The 26,659-nt window shown below is 67.1% G+C and carries 25 protein-coding genes; 16 read left to right on the top strand and 9 right to left on the bottom strand.

The features are described 5' to 3' along the window. The first annotated feature begins 126 nt into the window (after window positions 1-126). Together rho and AB4083_RS06260 are read left to right on the top strand one after the other, a co-directional pair. A complete protein-coding gene (gene rho / locus AB4083_RS06265; RefSeq protein WP_441606909.1) occupies window positions 127-1,902 on the top strand; it encodes a transcription termination factor Rho in 1,776 nt (591 codons plus the stop codon). A gap of 272 nt (window positions 1,903-2,174) precedes the next feature. Then, window positions 2,175-3,170 (top strand): hypothetical protein, encoded by a 996-nt coding sequence (locus AB4083_RS06260; RefSeq protein ID WP_441606908.1) that lies wholly within the window; start codon window positions 2,175-2,177, stop codon window positions 3,168-3,170. 76 nt (window positions 3,171-3,246) lie between these two features. On the opposite strand, the gene AB4083_RS06255 is transcribed toward AB4083_RS06260, so the two are convergent. Both AB4083_RS06255 and AB4083_RS06250 read right to left on the bottom strand, forming a co-directional pair. Then, window positions 3,247-4,176, bottom strand: coding sequence for a sugar kinase (locus AB4083_RS06255; protein ID WP_441606907.1), 930 nt, complete (start codon window positions 4,174-4,176; stop codon window positions 3,247-3,249). A 19-nt stretch (window positions 4,177-4,195) separates the two neighbouring features. Next, on the bottom strand, window positions 4,196-5,476 hold the full coding sequence (locus AB4083_RS06250) for an amino acid deaminase (protein ID WP_441606906.1): 1,281 nt from the start codon (window positions 5,474-5,476) through the stop codon (window positions 4,196-4,198). 198 nt (window positions 5,477-5,674) lie between these two features. On the opposite strand from AB4083_RS06250, the gene AB4083_RS06245 reads away from it, so the two are divergent. From AB4083_RS06245 to AB4083_RS06235, 3 genes are all read left to right on the top strand, one after another. Then, the gene (locus AB4083_RS06245; RefSeq protein WP_441606905.1) at window positions 5,675-7,153 is read left to right on the top strand and encodes an N-acyl-D-amino-acid deacylase family protein; all 1,479 of its coding nucleotides are present in this window, start codon (window positions 5,675-5,677) and stop codon (window positions 7,151-7,153) included. Between the two features lie 33 nt (window positions 7,154-7,186). After that, a complete protein-coding gene (locus AB4083_RS06240; RefSeq protein WP_441606904.1) occupies window positions 7,187-7,579 on the top strand; it encodes a RidA family protein in 393 nt (130 codons plus the stop codon). Between the two features lie 210 nt (window positions 7,580-7,789). Continuing rightward, window positions 7,790-9,163 carry a GntT/GntP/DsdX family permease gene (locus AB4083_RS06235; RefSeq protein ID WP_441606903.1) on the top strand — a complete coding sequence of 458 codons (1,374 nt, stop codon included), beginning with the start codon at window positions 7,790-7,792 and terminating at the stop codon, window positions 9,161-9,163. 146 nt (window positions 9,164-9,309) lie between these two features. Here AB4083_RS06235 and AB4083_RS06230 read toward each other — a convergent pair whose 3' ends face one another. Then, window positions 9,310-10,917: an FAD-binding protein gene (locus tag AB4083_RS06230; RefSeq protein ID WP_441606902.1), complete on the bottom strand. Its 1,608-nt coding sequence runs from the start codon at window positions 10,915-10,917 to the stop codon at window positions 9,310-9,312. A 414-nt stretch (window positions 10,918-11,331) separates the two neighbouring features. On the opposite strand from AB4083_RS06230, the gene AB4083_RS06225 reads away from it, so the two are divergent. The 3 genes from AB4083_RS06225 to AB4083_RS06215 all read left to right on the top strand — a co-directional run bounded on the left by AB4083_RS06225 (window position 11,332) and on the right by AB4083_RS06215 (window position 14,881). Then, window positions 11,332-11,997: a response regulator gene (locus AB4083_RS06225; protein ID WP_441606901.1), complete on the top strand. Its 666-nt coding sequence runs from the start codon at window positions 11,332-11,334 to the stop codon at window positions 11,995-11,997. A 67-nt stretch (window positions 11,998-12,064) separates the two neighbouring features. After that, window positions 12,065-13,399: a sensor histidine kinase gene (locus AB4083_RS06220; RefSeq protein WP_441606900.1), complete on the top strand. Its 1,335-nt coding sequence runs from the start codon at window positions 12,065-12,067 to the stop codon at window positions 13,397-13,399. Window positions 13,400-13,513: 114 nt separating this feature from the next. Next, the gene (locus tag AB4083_RS06215) at window positions 13,514-14,881 is read left to right on the top strand and encodes a glutamate--cysteine ligase (protein WP_441606899.1); all 1,368 of its coding nucleotides are present in this window, start codon (window positions 13,514-13,516) and stop codon (window positions 14,879-14,881) included. 57 nt (window positions 14,882-14,938) lie between these two features. Here AB4083_RS06215 and AB4083_RS06210 read toward each other — a convergent pair whose 3' ends face one another. Next, window positions 14,939-15,400 carry a DoxX family protein gene (locus tag AB4083_RS06210; RefSeq protein WP_441606898.1) on the bottom strand — a complete coding sequence of 154 codons (462 nt, stop codon included), beginning with the start codon at window positions 15,398-15,400 and terminating at the stop codon, window positions 14,939-14,941. A 275-nt stretch (window positions 15,401-15,675) separates the two neighbouring features. On the opposite strand from AB4083_RS06210, the gene bufA2 reads away from it, so the two are divergent. From bufA2 to AB4083_RS06190, 4 genes are all read left to right on the top strand, one after another. Then, the gene (bufA2, locus tag AB4083_RS06205) at window positions 15,676-15,957 is read left to right on the top strand and encodes a BufA2 family periplasmic bufferin-type metallophore (RefSeq protein WP_441606897.1); all 282 of its coding nucleotides are present in this window, start codon (window positions 15,676-15,678) and stop codon (window positions 15,955-15,957) included. Between the two features lie 153 nt (window positions 15,958-16,110). Next, window positions 16,111-16,959 carry an MNIO family bufferin maturase gene (bufB, locus tag AB4083_RS06200; protein WP_441606896.1) on the top strand — a complete coding sequence of 283 codons (849 nt, stop codon included), beginning with the start codon at window positions 16,111-16,113 and terminating at the stop codon, window positions 16,957-16,959. Next, entirely contained in the window at window positions 16,956-17,741 is a 786-nt protein-coding gene (locus AB4083_RS06195; RefSeq protein ID WP_441606895.1) for an HvfC/BufC family peptide modification chaperone, read from the top strand. Before bufB ends, AB4083_RS06195 begins: the two co-directional genes overlap by 4 nt. Window positions 17,742-17,851: 110 nt before the next feature. Beyond that, window positions 17,852-18,742: an AraC family transcriptional regulator gene (locus AB4083_RS06190; RefSeq protein ID WP_441606894.1), complete on the top strand. Its 891-nt coding sequence runs from the start codon at window positions 17,852-17,854 to the stop codon at window positions 18,740-18,742. Between the two features lie 51 nt (window positions 18,743-18,793). Here the strand turns inward: AB4083_RS06190 and AB4083_RS06185 are convergent, their stop codons facing one another. The 4 genes from AB4083_RS06185 to bioD form a co-directional block, all read right to left on the bottom strand. Next, the gene (locus tag AB4083_RS06185; protein WP_441606893.1) at window positions 18,794-19,177 is read right to left on the bottom strand and encodes a hypothetical protein; all 384 of its coding nucleotides are present in this window, start codon (window positions 19,175-19,177) and stop codon (window positions 18,794-18,796) included. Window positions 19,178-19,312: 135 nt separating this feature from the next. Then, window positions 19,313-21,505 (bottom strand): peptidyl-dipeptidase Dcp, encoded by a 2,193-nt coding sequence (dcp, locus tag AB4083_RS06180; RefSeq protein WP_441606892.1) that lies wholly within the window; start codon window positions 21,503-21,505, stop codon window positions 19,313-19,315. Between the two features lie 104 nt (window positions 21,506-21,609). Beyond that, window positions 21,610-21,960, bottom strand: a complete 351-nt coding sequence (locus tag AB4083_RS06175; protein ID WP_441606891.1) for a hypothetical protein — start codon at window positions 21,958-21,960, stop codon at window positions 21,610-21,612. Between the two features lie 60 nt (window positions 21,961-22,020). Beyond that, window positions 22,021-22,701 (bottom strand): dethiobiotin synthase, encoded by a 681-nt coding sequence (gene bioD / locus AB4083_RS06170; protein ID WP_441606890.1) that lies wholly within the window; start codon window positions 22,699-22,701, stop codon window positions 22,021-22,023. Window positions 22,702-22,800: 99 nt separating this feature from the next. Here bioD and AB4083_RS06165 point away from each other — a divergent pair, with 99 nt between their 5' ends. After that, window positions 22,801-23,301, top strand: coding sequence for a GAF domain-containing protein (locus AB4083_RS06165; RefSeq protein WP_441606889.1), 501 nt, complete (start codon window positions 22,801-22,803; stop codon window positions 23,299-23,301). 4 nt (window positions 23,302-23,305) lie between these two features. Here the strand turns inward: AB4083_RS06165 and yihA are convergent, their stop codons facing one another. Continuing rightward, entirely contained in the window at window positions 23,306-23,968 is a 663-nt protein-coding gene (gene yihA / locus AB4083_RS06160; protein WP_441606888.1) for a ribosome biogenesis GTP-binding protein YihA/YsxC, read from the bottom strand. Between the two features lie 122 nt (window positions 23,969-24,090). On the opposite strand from yihA, the gene AB4083_RS06155 reads away from it, so the two are divergent. The 3 genes from AB4083_RS06155 to AB4083_RS06145 all read left to right on the top strand — a co-directional run bounded on the left by AB4083_RS06155 (window position 24,091) and on the right by AB4083_RS06145 (window position 26,601). Continuing rightward, window positions 24,091-24,882 carry a c-type cytochrome gene (locus AB4083_RS06155; RefSeq protein ID WP_441606887.1) on the top strand — a complete coding sequence of 264 codons (792 nt, stop codon included), beginning with the start codon at window positions 24,091-24,093 and terminating at the stop codon, window positions 24,880-24,882. Between the two features lie 77 nt (window positions 24,883-24,959). Continuing rightward, window positions 24,960-25,847 (top strand): thiol:disulfide interchange protein DsbA/DsbL, encoded by an 888-nt coding sequence (locus AB4083_RS06150; protein ID WP_441606886.1) that lies wholly within the window; start codon window positions 24,960-24,962, stop codon window positions 25,845-25,847. A gap of 97 nt (window positions 25,848-25,944) precedes the next feature. Further along, window positions 25,945-26,601: a thiol:disulfide interchange protein DsbA/DsbL gene (locus tag AB4083_RS06145; RefSeq protein WP_441606885.1), complete on the top strand. Its 657-nt coding sequence runs from the start codon at window positions 25,945-25,947 to the stop codon at window positions 26,599-26,601. The last annotated feature ends 58 nt before the right edge of the window (window positions 26,602-26,659 follow it).

The raw sequence follows: 26,659 nt of genomic DNA, 5'->3' as shown, positions 1-26,659 counted from the left end.
CTTTACGGCGCCGCGCGGCGGGTGTTAGATTCCTCGGGCCTGTCGGGACTCCCGTCCCCCCGCGCCCTTCGCGCCCCGCGCGCACCCTTCCCTCCTGTACTTAACGGCGCCCCGTGAGGTTTGCCCGTGTCTGATATCGAAAGCCAAGACCAGAACGACGCCAAGAGCGCCGAATCCAAGACTGCGTCCGAAACGCCGCGTACCCGCGCGCCACGCAAATCCGCCGCTGCCGCTGCGGCGGCTGCCGCCGAGAGCGCGTCCCGCGTGGAAAAGCCCGCATTCGAGCCGCCGCCGCCGCTGCCGCCCATACCGGTGCAGGCTAGCCTGCCGGTCGACTCCGCACCTGCCTTCCAGGGCGATGCCGCACCCCGCGAGGGCGCGCCGCAGCAGGCTCGCGAAGGTGGCCAGCCGCAGCAGCAGGGCGGCCAGAACCCGAACAACGACCGTCGCAACGACCGCAATGACCGCGGCCGCCGGCGCCGCCACGAGCGCAACGGCAACCCGCCGCAACAGCAGCAGCGTGGCCCGGGTGGCCAGGGCGGCGGCCAGGGCAACCAGGGCGGTGGCCAGCAACATGTGCGCAATAACAATGGCTTGCCGGTGGACGACGAGTACGCCGACGCCGGCAGCAACGACCGCCTGATCAACCTGACCGAGCTCAAGCGCAAGAACGCGATCCAGCTGCTGGAATTCGCCGAATCGCTGGGCATCCAGGAAGGCGTCGCCCGCGCCCGCAAGCAGGACGTGGTGTTCAACATCCTCAAGGCCCACGCCCGCTCCGGCGGCGGCATCTGGGCCGAGGGCGTGCTGGAAATCCTGCAGGACGGCTTCGGCTTCCTGCGCTCGGCCGACGAGTCCTACCTGGCCGGCCCGGACGACATCTACGTCTCGCCCAGCCAGATCCGCCGCTTCAACCTGCGCACCGGCGACTACATCACCGGGCGCGTGCGCCATCCGAAGGAAGGCGAGCGCTACTTCGCGCTGCTGAAGGTCGACGACATCAACGGCGACCCGCCGGAAGCGTCGAAGAACAAGATGCTGTTCGAGAACCTGACGCCGCTGTTCCCGCGCAAGGCGTTCCATCTCGAGCGCGGCAACGGCTCCACCGAAGACATCACCGGCCGCATCCTGGACCTGGTGGCGCCGATCGGCCGCGGCCAGCGCGGCCTGATCGTGTCGCAGCCGAAGTCCGGTAAGACGATGATGCTGCAGAACGTCGCGCAGGCCATCCAGTACAACCACCCGGACGTCCACCTCATCATGCTGCTGATCGATGAGCGCCCGGAGGAAGTGACCGAAATCGCCCGCACCGTGCGCGCCGAAGTGATCAGCTCCACCTTCGACGAGCCCGCCGTGCGCCACGTGCAGGTCGCCGAGATGGTGATCGAGCGCGCCAAGCGCCTGGTCGAGCACAAGAAGGACGTGGTGATCCTGCTCGACTCGATCACCCGCCTGGCCCGCGCCTACAACACCGTGGTGCCCAGCTCCGGCAAGGTGCTCACCGGCGGCGTGGACGCCAACGCGCTGCAGCGGCCCAAGCGCTTCTTCGGCGCCGCGCGCAACGTGGAGGAAGGCGGCTCGCTGACCATCATCGCCACCGCGCTGACCGACACCGGCAGCAAGATGGACGAGGTGATCTACGAGGAGTTCAAGGGCACCGGCAACATGGAAGTGCACCTGAACCGCCGCATCTCCGAGAAGCGCGTGTATCCGGCCATCGACATCAACCGCTCCGGCACCCGCCGCGAGGACTTGCTGATCGATCCGGACATGCTTTCCAAGATCTGGATCCTGCGCAAGCTGCTGCATCCGATGGACGAGCTGGCGGCGATGGAGTTCATGCTGGACAAGATGAAGAACACCAAGACCAACGACGAGTTCTTCAACTCCATGAAGCGCTGAAGCGCATCCGCGTTTCACTCGATAAGGCCGGCTTTATGCCGGCCTTATTTTTTTCGGCGCCAGCGCTGCGCGCTATCGATGAAAAGCGGCCGCACTGCACGCCAACCGAAAATTGGGACTCTTTCCCGACCCATCGAGACAACGCCATATCCCATGCGGCTTGCCGCGTGCGCAGCGCGGCAAGCGCACTCAAAATTCAGAGTCTTCCGCATTTCATCGGCTTTCCAGCTGAGTGTATTGAAGCGTCTCCCTACCGCGAGAGGCGTTCGCTCATGCTGCAAACGAAGACGAAACAACCGGGACTTGCACGATACCTGCCGCTGCTCCTGCTGGCCTGCTCTCCCGCCGTGTTCGCGGAAGATCGCATACCTCCCGAAATCAACTACACCGGCACGCTGGTCACTTCCAATCCGAACACCGTGCGCCAGGGCGCGCTCATCCTCACGCCCAATCTGATCTACATCTACGCCAACGAACGCTACGACGCATCGGGACAATCCAGGAAACTGCCGCACTCCTCCTCGCAATGGCAGGTACTGCTGCCGATCGCCTACGGCATCGCGCCACGCCTGACCGGCAAGTTGAACCTGGGCGCCGCCCGCACCTCGGAGAACGGCAAGCACACCACCGCCATGCGCGCCACCGACGCCTCGGTGCGCCTGCAATACCTGCTGCAGGCACCGAGCCAGGACGGCACCCGGCCGGCCGTGTCAGTGTTCGTGCAGCACAACCTGCTTACCGCTCCTTACGACTCCCTGCGCGACCACGCCTTCGACGCGATGGGCAGCGGCGCGCGGCGCACTACGCTGTCGCTGCTCGCGCAGCGGACGTTCTGGATGCCCAACGAGCGGCCGCTGCGCATCCGCGGCCAGCTCTCCTGGAGTCCGCGCCCTCCGGCGGTACGCCTGCGCGACGTCAGCGTGTACAGCACGCCGCGCGGCTTTCGCGGGCGCTATCACCCCGGCGCGCAGCTCAGCCTCAGCGTCGGCGCCGAATACAGCCTGGACCCGCGCTGGGTGCTGGCGCTGGACGTCAGCGCCAGCCGCCAGGGCCGCGCCAGGCTGGACGGCGACGTGCACGGCAAGGAAGGCAAGCGGTGGGCGATGCGGCGCACGGACAACTACGGCGCGGTCTACAGCGTGACGCCCGGCATCGAATACAACTTCAACAGCCAGTACGGCCTGATCGTCGGGGCCCAGGTGAGCGTGGCCGGCCACAACACGCGCTCGTTCGTGAGTCCGCGGGCCGCCTTCAATATGGCGTATTGAACGGCAGCCATGACGTTCCCGGCCGGTGGATCCCGCCGGCCAGGAACCCGTGCCGCTTATCGGAGCCTTCCACCACTCATGAAACGCAGGCGTGTCTGCTCAACTCGGCGTGCACCACGTCGGCATGGGGAATGGAGGCGATGGCGCCGTAGCCGGTGGTCGACAGCGCCGCGGCCACATTGGCATAGCGGGCCGCCGTCACCGCATCGTCGCCCGCCACCAGGCGCGCGACGAAGGCGCCGCCAAAGCAGTCCCCCGCGCCGGTGGCGTCGACCGCGTCGACGGCGTGCGGCGGCACCAGGCTGCGTTGCTCCGGCGTGGCGACATAGCAGCCGCGCGCACCCATCTTCAGTGCGACCAGCTTGATCCCCCACGACAGCAAGGTATCGACGATGGCGTCGCGCTCATGGCAATCGAGCACGGCGGTGATGTCGTCCCAGCTCGGCAGGCACAAGTCGCACATCGACAAGGCTTCGCGCATCACCGCGCGGGCACGCGCCAGCGGCCACAGGCGCAAGCGCAGATTGGTGTCGAACGAGACCATCACGCCGGCCGCGCGCGCCTGTTCCATCGCGGCCAGGCCGGCATCGCAGGCGCTCTGGCTGATCGCCAGGCTGATGCCCGACAGATGCAGGGCGTGCGCCGCAGCGATCGCCGGCCGCGGCAGTTGCACCGCGGCATAGCGGCTTGCGGCGGAGCCCGCCCGCAGATAATCGAAGTGGTGTCCGGACCCATCGTGCGAGACGAAGTACAGGCCGGTAGGCGCCTGCGCATCGCTCAGCACATGGGTGTGATCGACCTGCTCCGCCTGCCACAGCTCGCGCAGGCCCGCGCCGAAGCGGTCTTCTCCTACCGCGCTGATATAGCCGGCACGCGCGCCTTGTCGCGCCGCCGCGATGCAGAAATTGGAAGTATCGCCGCCGTAGCCGAGCCGCCATTCGGCGTTGCCCGGCCGGGTCTGGTTGAACTCGGCGAGCGGCTCGCCGAAGGCCAGGATCTGCGCCATGTGCTTGAGTCCTGCCGTCTCAGAAATAGGTCTGCACGATGTCGACCACCTGCCCGGCATCGTCGATCACCGGAAGCTGCCGCCACTTGTCGAAGGTCAGGCAGGGGTGCGAGATATCGAAGGCGAGCATGTCGCCCACGCGAAGATCGTCGCCGGCGGCGATCTTCAGATAGGCGTGCTGGTCCATCATGCCGGTGATCGCCCAGTGCTCCGGCACCGCCGAAGGCGAGACCCCGCCGGGGCGGAACTGTGCAGCCGGCGTCGGGAAGCCCGCATCGAACGCGGCATCGCGCTTGCCCAGCGCCACGATCGCCAGCTCCGGCTCCGGCACGGATTGCACGTAGGCCCACACCTGCAGCGCCGGCAGCAGGTTCGACTGCATGCGTTGCGCGATCGGGTTGCTGGTCCGGATGCGCGCCTGCGCGGCGCGATACGCGCCGACGTCGTGGGTGAGATAACAACCCGGACGCAGCACCACCTCGAGCAGCATGCCGATCTCGGCCTTGGCGAACTCCTCCGCCACGACGTCGTACCACGCCGAGCCCGCGCCGCTCAGCACCGCCGGCGTGCGCTGCAAACGACCGGATTGCGCCAGCGCCTGCAGCGTGCGGACGGCGCGCTGCAGGAAGGCGCGGATCACCGCCTCGTCCTTCAACACGCCCTCGTAGACCTCCACGCCGGCCAGCCGCACCACGCCTTGCGTCTGCGCCAGCGCATCGAGCACAGCCTGCGCTTGCGCATCGTCGCGCACGCCGGTGCGTCCGCCTTGCGTACCCAGTTCGAGCAACACTTGAACGCTCTGCCCGAAGGCACCGAAGAACGCCGCCAGCTGCCGCACCTGGTCCACACCATCGACCAGGCAGAAGAACTCGAACGAGGGATCGGCCAGCAGTTCGGCCACCATGGCCATATTGCGCCGCCCGACCAGCTGGTTGGCCAGCAGCACGCGCCGCACGCCATGCGCATAAGCCACACGCGTCTGCTGCGCCGTCGCCAAGGTGATGCCCCATGCACCGGCTTCGAGCTGCCGCGCGAACAGGCGCGGCGCCATGGTGGTCTTGCCGTGCGGCGCGAGCCTGGCGCCGTATTCGCTGGCGAAGCGTTGCATCCATGCCAGGTTGTGCTCGAGCCGCGATTGCGACAGCACGGCCGTGGGCAGGCTCAGGTCTTCGTCGTACAGATTCCAGCCACGCGCGGCGACGTCTTCCGGAACGCAGGGCGCGTCCAGCGCACCGATGCCCTTGTCGAGCGGATGAACGAAGGAAGGCGTCACGCCACTCGGCGACTTTCGATCAAGCATAGGGAATTGTCCTAAATGCGAGGGGATGCCACGGAAAAATTTGATCATAGGCGATCGGTCATCGATCTTGAACGCATGCAAACGCCGACTCCATGGCACGCATCGAAATTTCAGATTTACCCGTCAGATCATTCCACTGCGACGGCTCCCGATGGCCGCCGGACGCCAGGCTTCAGCTCCTTCCAACCGAGGATCGCCATGCAGTATTTCTCCACCGTCATCCGCCGCGTTCGCATCATCGATGGCAGCGGCGCGGAAACCGATGACAGCCGCTTTGACGTGGCCCTTCACGACGGCCGCATCGCCGCGATCGTCCGCGCCGGCAGCGGTGACTGGCAGGGCGGCGACGAGTTCGACGGCGAAGGCCATGCGCTGGCCCCGGGCTTCATCGACGTGCACACGCACGACGATCTGCAGGTGATCCGCGCGCCCGACATGCTGCCCAAGCTGTCGCAGGGCGTGACCACGGTGGTGGTGGGCAACTGCGGCATCAGCGCGGCGCCGGTCACGCTGCATGGCGAGCCGCCCGATCCGATGAATCTGCTCGGCCCGGCCGATGCGTTTGCGTATCCCACCTTCGCCGCCTACGTCCAGGCCATCGCCGATGCGCAACCGGCGGTGAACGTCGCCGCCCTGGTCGGGCATACGGCGCTGCGCCAAAACCATCTCGACCAGCTCGACCGCTGCGCCAGCGCGGAAGAGATCGACGCCATGCGCCAGCAGTTGCGCGAAGCGCTGGAACACGGTGCGCTGGGCCTGTCCACCGGACTGGCCTACGGCAATGCCTTTGCCGCCACTACGGAGGAAGTGATGGCGCTGGCCGAACCGCTGGCCGCGGCGGGTGCCATGTACGCGACGCATCTGCGCACCGAGTTCGCCGGCATTCTCGATGCGATGGACGAGGCCTGCCGCATCGGCCGGCATGCGCACGCGCCGGTGGTGATCTCGCATCTGAAATGTGCCGGCTCAGCCAATTGGGGCCGCGCCGGCGAAGTGCTGCGCGCGATCGAGACGGCGCAGGGCGAGCAAGCCGTGGGTTGCGATGCCTACCCCTATATCGCCAGCTCGTCCACGCTCGATCTCAAGCAGGTCACCGACGAGTTCGAGATCGATATCACCGCCTCGTCGCCGCATCCCGAGCTGGCCGGGCGCACGCTCAAGCAGATCGCCGGACACTGGGGCACCGGCCTGCTCGACGCCGCGCGCCGCCTGCAGCCGGCGAACGCGGTCTATCACAACATGTCCGATGCCGATGTCGCGGGCATCCTGGCCCACCCGGCGACCACCATCGGCTCCGACGGCCTGCCGCACGACACCCATCCGCACCCGCGGCTGTGGGGCGCGTTCCCGCGCGTGCTGGGCTATTACAGCCGCGAGCGCGGCCTGTTCAGCCTGGCCACCGCCGTGCGCAAGATGACCGGCCAGTCGGCCGAACGCTTCGGCCTGCTCGAACGCGGCTTCGTACGCGAGGGCTACTGGGCCGACCTGGTGCTGTTCGATCCGGACACCGTGCGCGACACCGCCACGTTCGAGCAGCCGCGACAGCAGGCGGCGGGCATCGCGGCGGTGTGGGTCAATGGCGTGCTGTCCTACCACCTGGGCAGTGCGCAGCCGCTGCGTGCCGGCCGCTATCTTCCCCGCCATGCGACGGCGTCCGTGGTCGCCGTCGCTGGCTGAGCTTCGTCACCCGCAAACCTTAAGGAATGTTCCATGACTGATCCCATCGTTCGATTCGGCGTCGAAGGCGGCTCCGGCACCGGTGGCCAGCATCTGCCGTTCGCCCGCGCCGCCGGCGCCGATGGCTGGCTGTTCGTTTCCGGACAGACGCCGATGGTCGATGGCGAGGTGATCCACGGCGGCATCATCGAGCAATCGCACCAGACCATCCGCAACCTGATCGCGATCCTGGCCGAGGCCGGCTATGGCGCCGAGCACGTCGTGCGTTGCGGCGTATGGCTGGACGATGCACGCGACTTCCCTAGCTTCAACCGCGTGTTCAAGCAGTACTTCGGCGCGCATCCACCGGCGCGCGCCTGCGTGGTGTCCAGCATGGTGGTCGACTGCAAGGTGGAGGTCGATTGCGTGGCTTACAAAAAGCCGTAGCGCGCCTGATCGGGACGGTATCGATGTGTGGCTTCAACGCATCGATACGTGGCCAATCGACCCACCAGATAGGAGCTTTCGTAGCACGGCGCCGGGCACCCATAGGAGTCTGCTGAAAACACGTCGCGCAAAGCCGATTGCCAACTGATATGAGCGTTTTGTAAGGCATGTTGAGCCGGTGTCCCGTATCCATCGCACACCGGTGAGGCAATGAATCCCATACAAACCAACTTCCTGTTGCAAGGCGATGCCTTGCTGCTCGCGGCCACCTTGGCCGTGATCGTCCTGATCTATCTGATCGCGGCATTGAAGCTCAATCCCTTCGTCGCCCTGCTCGCCGTCTCGCTGGGCCTGGGCGCCGCGGTCGGCATGCCGATGAAGGGCATCGTCAAGGCGTTCGAAACCGGCGCCGGCGGCACCCTGGGGCATATCGCGCTGCTGATCGCGCTGGGCACCATGCTCGGCAAGATGATGGCCGAGTCCGGCGGCACCGAACGCATCGCGCACACGCTGATCGCCGCGTTCGGCGAGCGGCGCGCGCATTGGGCCATGATGTTCGTGGCCTTCATCGTGGGCCTGCCGGTATTCTTCGACGTGGGCTTCGTGCTGCTGATCCCGGTCGCCTTCCATATCGCCAAGCGTGCGGGCATGCCGCTGCTGCTGATCGGCCTGTCCATGGCCGCGGGCCTCTCGGTGGTGCATGGACTGGTGCCACCACACCCTGCAGCCTTGCTGGCGGTGACCGCGTACAAGGCGGATATCGGCAAGACCATCCTGTACGCGATCCTGGTCGGCTTGCCCACGGCGATCATCGCGGGCCCCCTGTTCGCCCGCTGGATCACGCGCTACGTCACCGTCGAAGGGGACAACCCGCTCGAGAAGGAATTCGTGGAGATGGACGGGTCGCGCCAGCTGCCCAGTTTCGGCATCGCCCTGATCACCCTGCTGCTGCCGGTGCTGCTGATGCTGGTCGGCACCTGGGCCGACCAGCTGTCGACGCCGGGCACCCGCCTCAACGACGTGCTCGGCTTTGTCGGCAATCCGGTCGCGGCCTTGCTGATCGCGGTGCTGCTGAGCTTCTACACCTTCGGCAAGCGGCGCGGTTTCAGCCGCGAAACCATTCTGGGCTTCACCAACGACTGCCTCGCGCCGACGGCGACCGTCATCCTGGTGGTGGGTGCCGGCGGCGGCTTCGGTCGGATCCTGCTCGATTCGGGCGTGTCCCACGCCATCATCGCGGCCACCCAGGCTTCGCAGATTTCCCCGTTGCTGCTGGGCTGGCTGATCGCCGCCCTGCTGCGCATCGCCACCGGCTCCGCCACCGTGGCCATGGGCACGGCCTGCGGCATCGTCGCCCCGATCGCCGCGGCGGCGAGCAAGGCGGTGCATCCGGAACTGATGGTGCTGGCCACCGGCGCCGGCTCGCTGATCCTGTCCCACGTCAACGATGGCGGCTTCTGGATCGTCAAGCAGTACTTCAACATGACGGTGACGCAGACGCTCAAGACCTGGACCGTGATGGAGACGCTGATCTCCGTCGTCGCTCTACTGCTTACCCTGGGCCTGGCCGCGGTCGTTGGCTAAGCGAATTGACCGGGAGCGAACTGATTTACGGCTTGAGTGATCCGGGAGTACGGCGACTCCCGGATCGGCCTCAAGGCCACAGCTGTCGGACCGAATGCTTCGAAGCGTCCATGAAGCAAACCCACATGCCGACGTGGCTTCAATCCTTAGAAGCCATGCGCGGGCGGCGCCGGAGCTCCCAACGACATCGAGAAGCGGAATTGCCTACCTGGATCGTACTTGTTCTTGGTGGCGACCAGTTCCTTGTACAAAGGCCCGTAATAGAGCTCGCCCCAGTTGTAGTAGGGCTTGGACGAGTCCTCGCCGGTCAGCATGTCGATGTCCGGATAACCGATGTAGCAACCTTCGTAGCGGGACGCCGGCAACGCCAGCGACTTCGGATACGGCGTGCCGTTATAGCCGTCGAAGCGGTGCACGTCGTAATAGAAATCGCGCAGCCACTGGATGTGCTTCTCGTCATTGGCGCTGTCCGTCCAGTAGGTCTGGTACTGCAGCTTCATGATCGAATTGCGCTGGAACACCGCCGTCCGATTCGCGGTCGGATCGAAACCATTATTTCCTGCAGACTTGCGGTTGATGGCGCCGCCATACGAATCGACCTGCACCAGCGATTGCGAGAAGTCGCCATCGCCTTCCTGCACCAGATACTTGAAGAGCGCGTCCATTTCGTGGTCGGTGAAGACGTCCTTCATGTACGAGGACTTGTACTTGCCGCGCTGGTTGTTGCCCGAACCATTGACCGTCTGCGTCGCATACAGCCAGTCGTACACGATGGAGCCTTCCGGCAGCTCGCCGGCGGCCTGACGCGAGACGGGATGCCGCGCGAAAGGAAGCGGCCCCGTGCCCGGCATATAAGCGGTGTGCAGCGCGCCTTCCGCGACCGAATCCATAGCCTTGATCAGGTCGAGCAGCGGCTGGGTATCTTCCAGCTGTCCGTTCTGGTCCGTGTACTGCACCACCAGGCCGATGTTTCCCGCGCTGACGTGCGTCAGCTTGAACAGGGTAAACAGGCCATAGGTGCGGGGATCGCCGTCGGCCCGCTTCATGTAGTTGGCATAGGCCTGCAGGAAAGCCTTGAACCTCGGCTTGTCGTTCGCGAACTGCGCCCACGGATACTGCTTCACCAGCAGCGCCACCTTGGCGGGTGCCTTGGGCAGCGGATCGAAGTGATAGCTGGTGATGATGCCGACGTTGCCGCCGCCACCTCCGCGACAGAGCTTGAACAGATCCGGATCGTTCCTGGCGTCGACGAGCCGGCGCTCCACCGCGCTGTTCTTGCCCACGGTCAGGATCTCGACCGCCTTCAGCCAGTCCACGGTCAGGCCGTGCATGCGCGACATCAATCCGTAACCGCCGGCCACCACATGGCCGCCCACGCCGACCGAATAGCACGAGCCGCCCGGAGGCAGGCTGCCGGTGAGCTTGAACAGGTTGACGTAGCCGTCCCAGTTCTGCGTACCGGCGCCGACGCGGTAGGTGCTGTCGTCGACGCTCAGCTCGGTCAGCTGGCCGATATCGATGATGACGCCGCCGGAATTGTTGGATACGAATCCTTCGTAGCAATGCCCGCCGCTGCGGACGGTGGGGCGCAAGCCCTGGTTCACGGCGTTCTGCAGGGCGCGTTCGGCATCTTCCACGGTGCGGCAGACATAGATCGCGCCGGCGTCCTGGCCGGGGGACGGCCAGCGCTGGTTGAAGCCCTTCTTCAGGGTTTCGTAGCGGGAATCTTCGTTTCCAATCGAAATGTATGACATGGCAAACCCTCGCCTGATTGATGATCCATGGCGCTTCGGTCCCGAAGCGGAGTGAACACGGAGCTGCAGCCGTCATGCCGGAAAGGTCGATCGCCCGTTCCGGGCCGCGCTGCGGGCGTCTCCGTGGCGATCATCTTTGCCGACGCCTCGTGGGTAGGGCGTGGTTTGGACGCGAGATTCAGAGCGCATCCCGCGCGATCCAGTATTTGTACGAATCTGCAGCGCTATCCGGGTACTTCCTCGCACGCATCCCGCTGTCCGATCGCAAGGCGCGCGGTGGGAAATGCCAGGGCGTGATGGCGGCGTATCGACCCGCCGGCGCGCGGCGACCTTAGTTTTTTCTTAGCCTTGCCAGCTATTTCCTCCGGGCATCCGCCTGCTAGCATGCCGGGCACTCCGTTCACCGTGCCTCTTATGCGCATACTGCTAGTCGAAGACGATCCGCTGGTGGCCGATGGCATCGTCCGTGGCCTTACCGGCGAGGGCTATGTGGTCGACCACGTGGGCAACGCCGAGCCGGTCTCCGGCATGATGGACAGCGCCCACTACGACCTGGCCATCATCGACTTAGGCCTGCCCGGCGAGGACGGCCTGAGCCTGGTGCGCCGCCTGCGCCGCTCCGGCCAGGGCCTGCCGCTGCTGATCGTCACCGCCCGCGATGGCCTGGACGACCGCGTCAGCACGCTGGACCTGGGCGCCGACGACTACCTGGTCAAGCCCTTCGCCCTGCCGGAGCTGGCCGCGCGCTGCCGCGCCCTGATCCGCCGGGCCAGCGCCGCCAGCGCCAACGAGCTCACCGTCGGCCGCCTGCGCATCGACCTGGCCGGCCGCCGCGCGATCAACGCCGCCGGCGAGGCGCTGGAGCTGACCCGGCGCGAATGGTCGATCCTCGAATGCCTGGCCCACCACAGCGGCAAGGTGGTGAGCAAGGAGCGCCTGACCCAGGCCATCGCCGGCTGGAGCGAGGACATCTCGGGCAACGCCATCGAAGTGCACGTGTCGCGCCTGCGCAGCAAGCTGGGCGATTCGGCCTCGATCCGCGGCATCCGCGGCCTCGGCTACCGGCTCGAGGACGGCTGAAATCAAGCCGCGACGCCCCAGCGTCCGACGCCGCCTGCTCGGCTATCTGCTGGCCCCGCTGACGGCGATGCTGGTGATCGGGGTGGTGGTCGACCATCACTCGATCGTCGCGCCGATCTACGCCTCGTTCGATCGTTCGCTGTCGCGCGCCGTGCTGGCGATCGCCGCGCAGATCCATCGCCAGCCCGGCGGGCAGTTCGACATCATGCTGCCCGACCATCCGCCGCCGCCGCTGCGCGCGCTGCCGGAAGAGCGCTTCTTCTATCGCGTCAGCAATGCGCAAGGCTCGACCTACGCCGGCTCGGAAGACTTGCCGATCGTGCCGCCGGAGAAGGACGACGAGTTCGCCTACGCGGACGCCACCTACCAGGGCCTGCAGCTGCGCCTGCTCAGTTACCGCGTGGTCGAAGGCGGCGAGCCGCTGGTGATCACCGTAGGCGAGACGCCGCATCGCCGCGACTTGGCGGTGCAGCGCATGGACGTGTCGTTCGGCGTGAACGACAGCATCCAGATGCTGCTGGTGTTCGGCATCGCCCTGTTCGGCATCAGCGTGGCGCTGCGTCCGCTGCAGCGCCTGCGCGACCAGCTCGCCCACCGCCCCTCGCACAACCTCACCTCGCTGCCCACCGACAACGTGCCCAGCGAAGTGCTGCCCCTGGTCGAATCGCTCAATACGCTGCTGGCCACCGTGCGCGATTCCGCGCTGTCGCAGCAGCACTTCCTCGCCAACGCGGCGCATCAGCTGCGCACGCCGCTCACCGGCGTCAAGGCCCAACTCGAAGTGCTGGCCCGCGACACCGCCGGCACCGCGCTGCACGAGCGCATCGCGCTGCTGCACGGCGGCGTCGACCGCCTGGCGCACACCGCCAACCAGCTGCTGGCGCTGGCTCGTGCCGAGCCATCGGCGCACGGTTCCAGCCGCTTCCTGCCGGTGGACCTGAGCAAGCTGATCGCCCAGGTGATCAGCTCCTCGCTGGACCGCGCCCTGGCCCGCGACATCGACCTCGGCGCCGACTGCCAGCCGGCCCGCGTGGCCGGCGTGTACTGGGTGCTGCACGAGCTGCTGATGAACCTGGTGGACAACGCCATCCGCCACACGCCGGCCGGCGGCCATGTCACGCTGCGCTGTGGCGTGCAGGACAGGCGGCCGTTCCTGGAAGTGGACGACACCGGCAGCGGCATTCCGCCGGCCGAACGCGAGAAAGTGAAGGAGCGCTTCTACCGCGGCCTCAACAGCGACGGCGACAGCTGCGGCCTGGGCCTGGCCATCGTCGAGGAATCGGCGCGCGCGCACGGCGCCAGCTTCAGCATCCTGGACGGCCGCTGCGGCCGTGGCGTGCGGATGCGCATCGACTTCCCGCTCCGCGCCCCGGACGCCGGGCGGCCGTCGCCGGGCGGCTGAACCCGATCTGCGCGGTGCAACTCCTCGCCAGCGCGAGGGGCTTTATGTAATGCGGCACTTTGAAAATCCCCCAACCACCCCCACAGTGCTGCGATTCCCGCGAAGGAGCCGATCGTGTCCATACCCAGTGCCGTCAAGAGCACGCCCATTGGCGACCGCCAGCAGCTGGTCGACTACCTCGCCGCCGGCGAGAAGCCCCGTGAAGACTGGCGCATCGGCACCGAGCACGAGAAATTCGGTTTTCTCACCGACGACCTGCGCCCGCCGCCGTTCGAAGGCGAGCGCGGCATCCGCGTCCTGCTTGAGCGCCTGGCCGAACGCTATGGCTGGGACATCGCCCGCGAAGGCGACATCCCCGTGGCGCTGTCGCGCGACAAGGCCTCGGTGACGCTGGAGCCGGCCGGCCAGCTCGAACTGTCCGGCGCGCCGCTGGAGAACATCCACGAGACCTGCCGCGAAGTGAACACGCACTTGAAAGAAGTGCGCTCGATCGCCGACGACCTCGGCATCGGCTTCCTCGGCATGGGCTTCCAGCCGAAGTGGCGCCGCGACGAAATGCCGTGGATGCCCAAGGGCCGCTACAAGATCATGCGCGAGTACATGCCCAAGGTCGGCTCGCTCGGCCTGGACATGATGACGCGCACCTGCACCGTGCAGGTCAACCTGGACTTCGAAACCGAAGCGGACATGGTGCGCAAGTTCCGCACCAGCCTCGCGCTGCAGCCGATCGCCACCGCGCTGTTCGCCGATTCGCCGTTTACCGATGGCCGTCCGAACGGCTATCAGTCGTTCCGCTCGCAAGTGTGGACGGATACCGACCCGCATCGCACCGGCATGCTGGACTTCGTGTTCGAGGACGGCTTCGGCTACGAGCGCTACGTCGACTACATCCTCGACGTGCCGATGTACTTCAGCTACCAGGACGGCCGCTACATCGACCTGGCCGGGCAGGACTTCAAGCGCTTCATGCGCGGCGAACTGCCGGCCGTGCCCGGCACGCACGCCACCATGAAGGACTGGGCCGACCATCTCACCACCGCCTTCCCGGAAGTGCGCCTGAAGCAGTACCTGGAAATGCGCGGCGCCGACGGCGGCCCGTGGAACCGGCTGTGCGCGCTGCCCGCGCTGTGGGTCGGCCTGCTGTACGACGACGAGGCGCTGAGCGCCGCCTGGGACCTGGTCAAGGACTTCAGCCGCGCGGAACGCCACGCGCTGCGTGATGGCGTGCCCAAGCATGCCTTGAAGCTGCCGTTCCGCGGCCACTCGGTGCGCGAACTGGCGGCCGAGACGCTGAAGATCGCCGCGCATGGCCTCAAGCGCCGCGCCCGGCTCAATCACCACGGCGCCGACGAAAGCATCTTCCTGGAGCCGCTGCTGGAAATCGTCGAAGCCAACCAGACGCCGGCCGAGCGCAAGCTCGAACTGTTCAACGGGGCCTGGAACGGCAGCGTGGATCCGGTGTTCGGCGAGTTCGCCTACTGAGCATCGCCCACCGTATCGGCAACGACGAGGCGCGGCATCCACCGCGCCTCGTTCGTTTCAGTCGCGCGTGCGGATGCCGAGCCAGCGCGCCAGCAGCGTATCCAGGCTGACCTTGCCGGGGCCGGCGATCAGCAGCCAGAACAGGATCAGGATGTAGGTCAGCTCGGAGCTCTCGACGTACTCGTCCAGGCCCGAGATATCGCGCGACACCACCAGCACCAGCGCGATGACCATATTGATCAGCATCGGCACGCTGATCAGGCGGGTGAACAGGCCCAGCATCAGCAGCGCTCCGCCGATCAGGTCGGTCCAGGCGGAGACGGTGGCGCTGAGCAGCGGAAACGGAATGCCCCAGCTGGCGAAGCGCTCGGCGAACCCCGCCACGTGCTGCACCTTGGCGATGCCCGTTTCCAGCCAGAAGTAGCCAAAGCCCAGGCGCATGACCAGCGGCCCCAGCCAGCGGCCGGCATGCAGCAGGTCCAGCAGGCGCGAGGCCCGGGTGGCAATCAAGGTCCGCATCGGAGTTATCCCATCGAGGAAAGTGGGCGGCATCTTCGGCCCCGCCTGCCGGCGCCGCCATGCCCGGGCGTCCACGCTTTCTTGCCCGCGGTCCGGCATCACGAAAGTTTCGCGCTACCGGACGATCGGGCATGAACCACGGATACCAGGGCACATTCGCGCTTCCCCCAGGCCGCGCAGAATGCCCGGCGTCGAGACCGACCCGCGCCACCGGCGCACGGACTGGACGTAACCGCCGCCCCGGGCGGCACCCACACTTGAGAGGGACTAAAGCCATGAAGAAGACTTTGCAGAGCGGTGCGATGGCGGCCATGGTCGCCGGCCTGTTCGCGATCACCGCGGCCTCCGCCGCGATGGCCGACAATGCCAAGGGCGACAAGGCGCAGGGCGCGACGGCGTCGGTCAAGTGCATGAACTCCTCGGCCTGCAAGGGCCACGGCGCGTGCAAGCAGGCGAGCAATGCCTGTAAAGGCCAGAACGCGTGCAAGGGCCAGGGTTTCACCATGCAGAAGAACCAGGCGGACTGCGATAAGGCGCAGGCCGAGAACAAGGCCTGATGCGGTTGAGCCCCTCTCCCGTCGGGAGAGGGGTTGGGGTGAGGGTTCGGGCGGAGTGGTGCGCACTACTCCGCCCGAACCCTCATCCGCCTGCCGGCACCTTCTCCCAGAGGGAGAAGGGTTCGCCTTTGGGGACTGAGGAGATGACTTGCGATGAGCGCTATCGATAAAAATCGCCCGCCCTACCTCGGCTACGGCCTCGGCCTGCGCGTGGAGCACTACCAGTCGCTGCTCGACCACCCGCAAGGGGTCGACTGGCTGGAAATCATCTCCGAGAACTACCTGGTCCCCGGCGGCCTGCCGCTGGTGTGGCTGGAACGCTTCCGCGCGCGCTTTCCGCTGGCGATGCACGGGGTCTCGCTGTCGATCGGCGGCACCGATCCGCTGGACGAGGGCTACCTCGCGCGCCTCGACGCGCTGGCCCGGCGCATCGAGCCGGCCTGGGTGTCCGACCATCTGTGCTGGACCGGCGTGCAAGGCGTCAACCTGCACGACCTGATGCCGCTGCCGTATACCGAAGAAGCGCTGGAGCACGTCGTCGCGCGCGTACGCCAGGTGCAGGACCGGCTGCAGCGGCGCATCCTGCTGGAGAACGTCTCCAGCTATATCCGATTCGCGCAGGCGCAGCTGGAGGAATGGGAATTCCTGGCCGAAGTGGCGCGGCGCGCGGACTGCCTGATCCTGCTGGACATCAACAACATCTACGTCAGCGCCTGCAATCACGGCTTCGATCCGATGCGCTACATCGACGGCGTGCCGGTCGAGCGCGTGCAGCAGTTCCACCTGGCCGGGCACGAACACGGCGCGGCGCTGCTGGTGGATACGCATGACGCCCCCGTGCCTTCGCCGGTGTGGGCGCTGTACGAGGCGGCGGTGCGCCGCTTCGGCGCGGTCTCGACCATGATCGAGCGCGACGACCACATCCCGCCGCTGAGCGAACTGCTGGCCGAGCTGGAACACGCGCGCCGGCTGGCCGAGCCCTTGGCGAGGGCCGCCGCATGAGCGACCTGCAAGCGCTGCAACTGCGCCTGCAGCGGGCCGTGATGGGCGCTTCCGCGATGCCCCTGCCCGAGCTGGTCGGCGACGGCATCGCCGACGCCAGGAGCCGGCTGGCGATCTACCGCCACGGCTACCGCGCACGCCTGCGCGAAGCGCTGTCCAACGAATTCCCCACCGTCGCCAGCCTGGCCGGGCGACGCTTTACGGCCTTGCTCGACCGCTATATCGACGCCTGCCCGTCGGAGCACTACAACCTGCGCTGGCACGGCGCCGGGCTCGCCGCCTTCCTGCGCTACGCGCTGCCCTGGCGCGATCGGCCGGCGTTCGCCGAGGCGGCCGAACTGGACTGGGCGATCTCCACCTGCTTCGACGCGGCGGACGAACCGGCGCTCGGCGCGGACGCGCTGGCCGCCATCGCGCCGCAGGACTGGGCCGGCCTGCACCTGGTGCCGCAACAGCATCTGCAGTGGCTGGCCCTGGTCACCAATGTGGACGCCTTCCGCACTGCCGTGGACGCCGGCGCGCCGCGCCCGCACCTGCGCCGGCGCGCGCAGCCGCGGCGGCTGATCGTGTGGCGCCAGGCGCACACCGTCCGCTACCGGCCACTGGGCCTGGACGAGTGCCAGCTGCTGTGGGCGGCCACGCGCGACGAACCCTTCTCCAGGCTGTGCGAACTGGCGCAGACCCAGCGTGCACCGCAGCAAGCCCTTGCCCGCCTGGCGACCATGCTGCACGGCTGGATCGATGCCGGCCTGATCCGGGAGCTGCGCCCCACGGACGGATAGTCTCCGGCCAGCCGGGTCGGCTCCCCGATCATCCTGACTTGATTCGTCCTAGGTAACCCGCAGGCCACCGCGGCCGAATCCCTAGGGCGAACCATCGAGGGAGAACGCCCATGTCCGCCCTGCCCAGCTCCATCCCGGGCCAGCCCTGTGCGGTATCCCCCGCACTGGAGGCCCTGCTGCTGCAGTCGAACCTGCGCGTCGATATCGTCGCCGAGCTGCAGTACTGCGGCTCCTGGTTCCTGGAGGAGCCGCGCTATCACTGCGGCCTGTTCCATCTGGTCGGCACCGGCAACTGCCAGGTGGAAAGCAAGGCCATCGGGCTGCGCATGGAATTGGCGGCGGGCGACCTGGTCGTGCTGCCGCACGGCGACCCGCACCGGCTGCGCGCCACCACCCACGAGGACGATGCCACCAGCCTGATCTGCGGCGAACTGCACTTTCCGGCGCATGCACGGCATCCGCTGAGCCATGCCCTGCCGCCCTGCTTCACGGTGCGCTCCAGCGAGGCCGGCGACATGTTCGGCCAGCTCGCCAACATGATGGTGCAGGTCTCGCAGTCGCGGCAGCCCGGCCGCCAGGTGCTGCTCAACAAGCTGGCCGACACGCTGTTCGCGCTGGCGGTGTGCGACTACGCCAGCCGCAACGTCGAACGCCAGGGCCTGTTCGCCGCGCTGGCCGATGCGCGCATCTGCAAGGTGCTGCACGCCGTGCACGAAAAACCCGGTGAGCCGTGGACGATGCCATCGATGGCGGCGCTGGCGTGCATGTCGCGCTCGGCCTTCGCCGAACGCTTCACCCAGCTCATGCATATGCCGCCGATGCAGTACGTCACCCAGTGGCGCGTCAGCGTGGCGGAGAAACTGCTGCGCGAACGCCAGCTATCCGTCGCCTCGATCGCCGAACGCCTCGGCTACGCCAGCGAGGCCGCCTTCCGCCGCCTGTTCAAGCGGGTCAGCGGCATCAGTCCGGGCGCGGTGCGCGCGGACGCGCTGGCGGCATGAAAAAAAGGACCGGCATAGGCCGGCCCTTTCTGATCGAAAACCTTCGCCGGCTCAGATGTCGCCGGCCGTGCCGTTGCAGACCGCACCCGACGAAGCATCTCCGATATAGGCACCGGTCGCGTCCTGCACCGTGACCTTCATGATGATGTGGTCGTTGTACGGCTGCAGGCACTGGAACGTGCATTGGGCCTTGTGGCCCAGCAGCCCGCTGTTGTTGCAGTGGAACGGCGCGGACAGGTGCGCGGTGCCGGTGAACGACCAGTTGTAGACGAACGGCGTGGGCGAACCTGGGCTGGTCGCAGTGGCATCGCAGACATTGACGCCGCACGACAACGCCACGCCGGTGGATTGCGCATGCGCCGAAGGCGCGGCGGCGAACAGGCCGAAGGCGGCCGACAGAACGATGGATGCAAGCATGGACGACAGTTTTTGCATGACCTTCTCCGTAAGTGAATGCGAAAAACGTTCTTTCCGTACAACCATTGCAGCAACGCGCCCTGTCTTTCCGGCAGGACGCCGTCCGGCCTGGCGGCGCATCGTCCGATGCACCGCCAGGCCACGACACCGGGGTTATTTCTTCGCAGCCGGCGCGGCCTTCAGGCCGCGATCGAGCAGCATCGGCTCCACGCTCGGATCCTTGCCGCGCCAGTCGCGGTAGAGCTTGCCCAGCTCCACCGTATTGCCGCGCGACAGGATCATGGCGCGGAAGCGGTCGCCGTTCTCGCGGGTCAGGCCGCCGTGTTCCTTGAACCATTCGAAGCCGTCGTCGGCCAGCATCTGCGTCCACAGGTAGGCGTAGTAGCCGGCGGCGTAGCCATTGCCCCAGATGTGCTGGAAATAGCTGGAGCGGTAGCGCGGCGGCACGTAGCTGAGGTCGATCTTGTCCTTCTTCAGCGCCGCGGCCTCGAACTTGTCGGCGTCCTGCCTGGGCGCATCGGCGCCCAGGCTGTGCCAGTTCATGTCGAGCAGGGCCGCGGCCACCAGCTCGGTCATGTCGTAGCCCTTGTTGAAGTTGCCGGCCTTCTTGATCTTGTCGACCAGGGCCTGCGGCATCGGTTCGCCGGTCTGATAGTGCTTGGCGTAGTGGGCGAAGATCTTCGGATCGGTGCCCCAGTGCTCGTTGAACTGCGAGGGAAACTCGACGAAGTCGCGCGCGGTGTTGGCGCCCGACAGCGTCGGGTACTGCGAGTCGGCGAACATGCCGTGCAGCGCGTGGCCGAACTCGTGGAACATGGTGGTGACGTCGTCGAACGACAGCAGGGCCGGCTGGCCCGGCGCGGGCTTGGTGAAGTTGGCGACGTTGTAGACCACCGGCTTGGCGCCGAGCAGCCGGGACTGGTCGACGAAGTTGCTCATCCAGGCGCCGCCGCCCTTGTTGTCGCGCTTGAAGTAATCGCAATAGAACAGCGCCATCGAGCTGCCGTCCTTGTCGAACACTTCGAACACGCGCACGTCCGGCTGGTACACCGGGATGTCCTTGCGCTCCTTGAAGGTCAGGCCGTAGAGCTGGTTGGCGGCGTAGAACACGCCGTTCTGCAGCACGTTGTCCAGTTCGAAGTACGGTTTGATCTGGCTCTCGTCGAGGTCGTACCTGGCCTTGCGCACCTGCTCGGCGTAACGGCTCCAGTCCCAGGCTTCGAGCTTGAAGCCGCCGTTCTGCTGGTCGATCACGGCCTGGATGTCCTTGGCTTCCGTCTGCGCGCGCGCGGTGGCCGGCTGCACCAGGTTGTGCATGAAGCTGAGCGCCGCATCCGGCGTCTTGGCCATCTGGTCTTCGAGCTGCCACGCGGCGTAGTTCGGGAAGCCCAGCAGCTTGGCCTGCTCGGCGCGCAGTTGCGCGATGCGCTCGATCTGGCCGCGGGTGTCGTTGTCGTCGCCGTGTTCGGCGCGGTCCCACGAGGCCTTGAACAGCGCTTCGCGCGTGGCACGGTCGCTCAGGCTCTGCAGCTGCGGCTGCTGCGTGGTGTTCTGCAGCGGCAGCACCCACTTGCCGTCGAGCTTGCGCTCCTTGGCGTCCTGCGCGGCGGCGGCGATGTCGCCATCGGAAAGGCCGGCGAGCTTGGCCTTGTCGTCCACCACCAGCGCGCTGGCCTTGGTCGCGGCGAGCAGCTTGTTGGTGAACTGGGTGCTGAGGGTGGACTCTTCTTTATTGAGTTCCTTCAGCTTGGCCTTGTCCGCTTCGGACAGCCTGGCGCCGTGGTGCACGAAGTTCTTGTAGACCACCTCGACCAGGCGCAGCGATTCGGCATCGAGCTTGAGCGATTCGCGCTGCTGGTACACCGCCTCGACGCGCTTGAACAGCTTGTCGTTGAGGTAGATCGCGTCCTGGTGCGCGGCCAGCTTGGGCGCTTCCTCTTCCTGCACCTTCTGCAGCGCGTCGGTGGTGTTGGCGCCGGTGACGGCGTCGAAAGCATGGTTGACGCGGGTGAGCAGCGCGCCGGCCTTCTCCATCGCCACATAGGTGTTGTCGAAGCTCGGCGCTTCGGGATTGTTAGCGATCTGCTCGATCTCGGCGAGGTGCTGCTTGATGCCCTCTTCGATCGCCGGCTGGTAATCGCCTTCCTTGACCTTGTCGAACGGCGGCGCCTGGAACGGCAGCGTGCTGGCGGCGAAGAACGGATTGGCCGCCTGCGCTTCCGCCGTGGCTGGCGCGCTGGCGGCGGCCGCCGGATGTTCGGCGGACTTGGCCGCTTCGTTGGACGACTGCGAGCAGGCGGCGAGGGCGAGCGAGGTGGCGATCGCCAGGGCGCGGAGAGGCGGCATGAGGTTTCCCTTGGTGCGTAAAAAACTCGACTGTAACCACAGCCTGCGCACGCGTCCAAGGGCCGGAAGTCAGCGGCGCCGCTGCGCTGCGGCGCATCAGACAGCTACGCCGCGCGCATATCGCGCAGCTTCCAGCTCGGACCGATCAACAGATTCAGACGATGCCGCACGATGCTCATCGGCAGGTCGGTGACCAGGTCCACTTCGATATGCAGGTCGGCGACCTGCGCATTAACTTGCGCCGCGGGGTCGGTCTTGCCAAGCGCGGCATCGACTTCGTCCGGCTCCTCCTGCAGCGCGCGCCAGCGTTCGAACAGCGCGGGCTCGCGCAGCGCCTGCTGCAGCGCCGCAGCGAAATCGTTGGGACCGGCGCCGGCATAGCTGAGGCTGGGCTCGGGCCCGCGGGCATGCGCGAGATCGTCGATGGAAAGATAGAAGTGGCTGCGGCTGGCCATGCGGAGCTCCTGGTGCGGGACTTGTCTGTACGGAGTGGGGCAAGCATGCCCCAGCGCCCGTCAAGCAATGATCGACTTCACGTTCACGTGGCGCGCGGCGAGCGCGGGCTCCACTTCGCCGTGCGGCAGCACGCCCAGGCACGGCGCGGGCAGCAGGGTGCGCAATGTCGCCAGGTTTTCGTCAGCGGCTTCCATCGCCGGATCGATGCGGTTGGCGATCCAGCCGATCAGCCGGCAACCGTCCGCGGCAATCGCGCGCGCGGTCAGCAGCGCATGGCTGAGACAACCCAGGCGCAGGCCGACCACCAGGATCACCGGCAACTCCCAGGCCTTGGCCAGATCCGAAGCGAACAGTCCCGGCGCCAGCGGCACCAGCCAGCCGCCGACGCCTTCCACCACCACGCGGTCGTGGCTGGCCTGCAGCGCCTCGAACGCTTCGCGCAGCGGCGGCAAGGCGATGGTGACGCCTTCGTGCGCGGCCGCCAGGTGCGGCGACAGCGGCTCGCGCAGCGCGATCGGATTCACCAGCTCGTACGGCAGCGGCACGCTGCCCGCGGCGAGCAGGGCCAGGGCATCTTCGTTACGGCGGCCGTCCGGCGTATCTACACAACCGCTCGCCACCGGCTTCATGCCGCAGGCCGATTCGCCCGCCTGGCGCAGCGCATGCAGCAGTGCGCAGGCGGCGTGGGTCTTGCCGATGCCGGTGTCGGTGCCGGCGATAAACACGGCGGGCATGCTCATGCCGCGCTCCGGCACGACGAGGAAGGGCTCTGGCGCATCGGCGGCGCTCCGCACAGGAAGTGGGCGCATAATACGGGCTTTGCCGCCGGATCCGCCGCCATGTTCGAAGTCGCCACCGCCGCCTACGCCAGCAAGCAGGAACACTATGCGGAACTGTGCGAACAGATGCGCGGCATGCTGGCCGGCGAACCGGACCTGATCGCGAATGCGGCGAATTTCTCCGCGCTGGTCTTCCACAGCCTGCCGGACTTCAACTGGGCCGGCTTCTATCTGTACGACGGCAACGAGCTGGTGGTCGGTCCGTTCCAGGGCAAGCCGGCGTGCATCCGCATCGCGATCGGCCGCGGCGTGTGCGGCACCGCGGCGCAGACGCGTGAAACCCAGCTGGTGCGCGACGTGCACGAATTCGCCGGGCATATCGCCTGCGATGCGGCGTCGAATTCGGAAATCGTGGTGCCGCTGGTGCGCAAGGACGGCAGCCTGCTCGGCGTGTGGGACGTGGACAGCCCCCTGGTCGCGCGCTTCGACGACGACGACCGCGCCGGCATGGAGGCGCTGTGCGCGGTCTTCATGGAAGCGGTGGACAGCGCCGCGCGTTGAGCGCCTACGCGCTGAGCGGGTTGTTGCGCTCGCGGCGCAGCAGCTCCATCACCGCGGCCCGTCCCTCGTCCACGCCGGTGCCTTCCGAGGAAGAAAACACCTGTGCCGTGGCGGCCTGCAACCCTTCGGCCTCGAACTGCTTGCGCATCGCCGCCAGCGCCTGCGCGGCCTGGTTGCGCGAGAGCTTGTCGGCCTTGGTCAGCAGCACGTGGCAAGGCAGCGCGGTGTCCTGGCAGAAGGCCAGCATCATCCGGTCGAATTCCTTCAGCGGATGGCGGATGTCCACGATCAGGATCACGCCGCGCAGGCTGCGGCGCTGGTGCAGGTAAGCGTCGATCTCGCGCTTCCAGTGCTCGCGCAGCGGCTCGGGCACCTTGGCGTAGCCGTAGCCCGGCAGGTCGATCAGGCGCGCGTCCAGCGGCGCCAGCCCCTCGCCCCGCGCCAGCGGCGGCAGCGAGAAGGACACCATCTGCTGGGTGCGGCCCGGCGTCTTGGAGGTGCGCGCCAGGCCATGGTGGCCTGTGAGCTTGTTGAGCGCGCTGGATTTGCCGGCGTTGGAGCGGCCGGCAAAGGCGACCTCGGCACCGGCGTCGGCGGGCAATTGGTCGATACGGTGAGCGGCCAGCACGAAGCTGGCGCCCTGGAGCGGATTGGGGGCGATGGGCATGAGCGATTCTGATGGTTTGACCGCCCCCGGTGGGGCAGGGATAATTCCAAGGTTTCTGCCAGTTACGGAGCGTGATCGTTTGCGCGCCGTGCAGCCATAGCAGTTCTTCTGGAGACAAGTGTATGAGTTTTCGGCCCGCTGGTTCCCGGCCTGCTGTACTCGGATATGCCATAGCCCTCGTCTTCGCACTGTCCGCCAGCGTCGCTGCGGCACAGGATGCCAAGCCCGCCGCTGCGACGTCGGCCCAGCCGGCGGCCGCCGCCTCCGCTGCGGCGACGGCTGAAAAGCCAGCGGCCGCGGCCGCTGAAGCGGCCCATAGCGGGGTCAAGCTCGGCGACGCCACCGCTGGCCAGGGCAAGGCCGCTGCCTGCGGTGCCTGCCATGGCATGGACGGCAACTCCAGCGATGCGCAGTACCCCAAGCTGGCCGGCCAGAGCGAGCAGTACATCGCCCAGCAGCTCAGCAACTTCAAGTCCGGCAAGCGCCAGAACCCGATCATGATGGGCATGGCCGCGGCCCTGTCCGAGCAGGACATGCACGACATCGGCGCTTATTTCGCCGGCAAGAGCGCGCTGCCGGGCGTGGCCGACCAGGCCCTGGTCCAGCGCGGCGAGCAGCTCTACCGCCAGGGCGACGCCGCCAAGGGCGTGCCGGCCTGCATGGCTTGCCACAGCATCGACGGCCGCGGCAATCCGGGCGCGATGTATCCGCAGCTCACCAGCCAGCACGCGCAGTACATCCAGGCCACGCTGAAGGCCATGCACGACGGCACCAGCTGGGGCGACGACGCCCACGCCAAGATCATGCCGAGCATCGCGCAGAAGCTCGACGAGAAGGACATCGCCGCACTGGCCAGCTACGTCGAAGGCCTGCATGCCGCCGACGGCGCGGCGAGCAAGCCCGCCACGCCGTGACGTGATCGACAACGCCGGCCACTGGCCGGCGTTCTTGTTTTCCCCTCCCCGTTACGCCCCGACCTCGAGGTTTCCCCATGCTGAAGCGCCTGCCGTTCCTGTTCGTTTCGATGCTGGCGATGGCCGCCTGCAGCCAGGGCAGCGATAACGGCAGCGCCGCCCAGCAGCCCGCCGCACCGACGCCGGCCGCCAGCGCACCCGCGCAGCCGGCGGCGCCCGCCGCGCCGGCCACGGCCGCCGCCCCTGCAGCCGCCAGCACCGCCGCGGCCAGCGACAGCACCAAGACCGAAACGCCCGCCCCGGCGGCGCCGGTGCCCTCGGGCCCAGCCCAGGCCTTCGTCGACGACGGCAAGTGGGTGGAAGGCAAGCAGTACTTCCGCATCGAGCCGGCACAGCCGAAGGTCAGCAATACCGACAAGATCGAAGTGACCGAGGTGTTCTCCTACGGTTGCCCCGCCTGCAACCAGTTCCGTCCGACCATGAAGCAGCTGGCGCAGGAACTGCCGGCCGGCACCCAGGTGGCCTACCTGCCGGTGTCGTTCAATCCGGCCGAGAACTTCCCCATGTTCCAGCGCGCCTACTACGCCGCCGAAGCACTGGGCGTGGCCGAGAAGGCGCACGAGGCGATCTTCAACGCGGTGTGGGACACCCGCGAGCTGACCTCCTACAACGCCAGCGGCAGCGGCCTGCGTCCGAGCAGCGAGCTGCCGACCATCGACGACGCCGCCAAGGTCTACGCCAAGTACGGCGTCGATCCGAAGGAGTTCGCCGCGGTGGCCAGTTCCTTCAGCATCAACACCAAGATCAAGCGCGCCGATGAACTTGTGCGCACTTATGGCGTCGATTCCACGCCGACCATGGTGATCGACGGCAAGTACCGCTTCACGGCCCAGAGCGCCGGCGGCTACGCGCAGTCGATCGAACTGGCCAAGTGGCTGGTCGCCAAGGAAGCGGCGGGCAAGTAAGGCCCGTCACAAAAGCGCGCTACAAAGGTCGGGTACAAAGGCCCGCCATCACGATTCATCACGGCGGCCACGGCCGCCGGTTTCGCGGAGAGAACCCATGTTCAAGCGTTTTGCCCATCTGCGCGTCGCCGCCCTGCTGGCCGGCCTGGTCCTGACCTCGGCCTGCACGGCGTCCAATTCCAGCGGCACCGCTCCGTACACCGAGGGCAAGGAATACGTGACCCTGGCCGGCCCCGCCCAGCGCTACAGCGCGGACGGCAAGGTGGAAGTGGTCGAGGTGTTCTCCTACGGCTGCGTCCACTGCGCGCATTTCGCGCCGAAGGCCGAGGAGTTGCGCAAGCTGCTGCCGCCGAACGTGAAGTTCAAGCTGCTGCCGGCCGCCTTCAGCGACGCCTGGCTGCCCTACGCCCGCGCCTACTACGCGGCGGAGAAGCTGGGCGTGGTCGAGAAGACCCACCTGGACCTGTTCCAGAAGAAGTTCGAGCAGCAGTACCCGATCTCCACCCTGGACGAGCTGGCCGACTACTACGCCACCCAGGGCGTGGACCGCGCCAAGTTCCTGGCCATCGCCACCTCGCCCGAGGTGACCCAGCAGATCAAGAAGGACCTGGAGCTGGTGCAGAAGTGGGGCGTGGACGGTACCCCGACCATCGTGGTCGACGGCAAGTACCGCAGCAACGAGATCAAGACCCTCGACCAGCTCTCGGCCCTGGCCCAGTGGCTGGCCCAGCGCGAGCTGTCCGGCGCCAAGTGATGGGCTTGCGCGGAGCCGCCCCGCGGCTCCGCAGCTACATGCAGGCGATCCGCGCCCG

Source organism: Dyella sp. 2RAB6, assembly GCF_052115385.1.
Classification (GTDB): Bacteria; Pseudomonadota; Gammaproteobacteria; order Xanthomonadales; family Rhodanobacteraceae; genus Dyella_D.
The sequence above is the reverse complement of the archived record's forward strand: the minus strand, read 5'-3'. Positions and strand labels throughout refer to the sequence as shown.

What these genes read in the sequence shown, in the direction of transcription:
- AB4083_RS06260 (WP_441606908.1), top strand. Translation starts at nt 2,175, where the DNA reads ATGCTGCAAACGAAGACGAAACAACCGGGACTTGCACGATACCTGCCG.
- AB4083_RS06255 (WP_441606907.1), bottom strand. Translation starts at nt 4,176, where the DNA reads ATGGCGCAGATCCTGGCCTTCGGCGAGCCGCTCGCCGAGTTCAACCAG.
- AB4083_RS06250 (WP_441606906.1), bottom strand. Translation starts at nt 5,476, where the DNA reads ATGCTTGATCGAAAGTCGCCGAGTGGCGTGACGCCTTCCTTCGTTCAT.
- AB4083_RS06245 (WP_441606905.1), top strand. Translation starts at nt 5,675, where the DNA reads ATGCAGTATTTCTCCACCGTCATCCGCCGCGTTCGCATCATCGATGGC.
- AB4083_RS06240 (WP_441606904.1), top strand. Translation starts at nt 7,187, where the DNA reads ATGACTGATCCCATCGTTCGATTCGGCGTCGAAGGCGGCTCCGGCACC.
- AB4083_RS06235 (WP_441606903.1), top strand. Translation starts at nt 7,790, where the DNA reads ATGAATCCCATACAAACCAACTTCCTGTTGCAAGGCGATGCCTTGCTG.
- AB4083_RS06230 (WP_441606902.1), bottom strand. Translation starts at nt 10,917, where the DNA reads ATGTCATACATTTCGATTGGAAACGAAGATTCCCGCTACGAAACCCTG.
- AB4083_RS06225 (WP_441606901.1), top strand. Translation starts at nt 11,332, where the DNA reads ATGCGCATACTGCTAGTCGAAGACGATCCGCTGGTGGCCGATGGCATC.
- AB4083_RS06220 (WP_441606900.1), top strand. Translation starts at nt 12,065, where the DNA reads ATGCTGGTGATCGGGGTGGTGGTCGACCATCACTCGATCGTCGCGCCG.
- AB4083_RS06210 (WP_441606898.1), bottom strand. Translation starts at nt 15,400, where the DNA reads ATGCGGACCTTGATTGCCACCCGGGCCTCGCGCCTGCTGGACCTGCTG.
- bufA2 (WP_441606897.1), top strand. Translation starts at nt 15,676, where the DNA reads ATGAAGAAGACTTTGCAGAGCGGTGCGATGGCGGCCATGGTCGCCGGC.
- bufB (WP_441606896.1), top strand. Translation starts at nt 16,111, where the DNA reads ATGAGCGCTATCGATAAAAATCGCCCGCCCTACCTCGGCTACGGCCTC.
- AB4083_RS06195 (WP_441606895.1), top strand. Translation starts at nt 16,956, where the DNA reads ATGAGCGACCTGCAAGCGCTGCAACTGCGCCTGCAGCGGGCCGTGATG.
- AB4083_RS06190 (WP_441606894.1), top strand. Translation starts at nt 17,852, where the DNA reads ATGTCCGCCCTGCCCAGCTCCATCCCGGGCCAGCCCTGTGCGGTATCC.
- AB4083_RS06185 (WP_441606893.1), bottom strand. Translation starts at nt 19,177, where the DNA reads ATGCAAAAACTGTCGTCCATGCTTGCATCCATCGTTCTGTCGGCCGCC.
- dcp (WP_441606892.1), bottom strand. Translation starts at nt 21,505, where the DNA reads ATGCCGCCTCTCCGCGCCCTGGCGATCGCCACCTCGCTCGCCCTCGCC.
- AB4083_RS06175 (WP_441606891.1), bottom strand. Translation starts at nt 21,960, where the DNA reads ATGGCCAGCCGCAGCCACTTCTATCTTTCCATCGACGATCTCGCGCAT.
- bioD (WP_441606890.1), bottom strand. Translation starts at nt 22,701, where the DNA reads ATGAGCATGCCCGCCGTGTTTATCGCCGGCACCGACACCGGCATCGGC.
- AB4083_RS06165 (WP_441606889.1), top strand. Translation starts at nt 22,801, where the DNA reads ATGTTCGAAGTCGCCACCGCCGCCTACGCCAGCAAGCAGGAACACTAT.
- yihA (WP_441606888.1), bottom strand. Translation starts at nt 23,968, where the DNA reads ATGCCCATCGCCCCCAATCCGCTCCAGGGCGCCAGCTTCGTGCTGGCC.
- AB4083_RS06155 (WP_441606887.1), top strand. Translation starts at nt 24,091, where the DNA reads ATGAGTTTTCGGCCCGCTGGTTCCCGGCCTGCTGTACTCGGATATGCC.
- AB4083_RS06150 (WP_441606886.1), top strand. Translation starts at nt 24,960, where the DNA reads ATGCTGAAGCGCCTGCCGTTCCTGTTCGTTTCGATGCTGGCGATGGCC.
- AB4083_RS06145 (WP_441606885.1), top strand. Translation starts at nt 25,945, where the DNA reads ATGTTCAAGCGTTTTGCCCATCTGCGCGTCGCCGCCCTGCTGGCCGGC.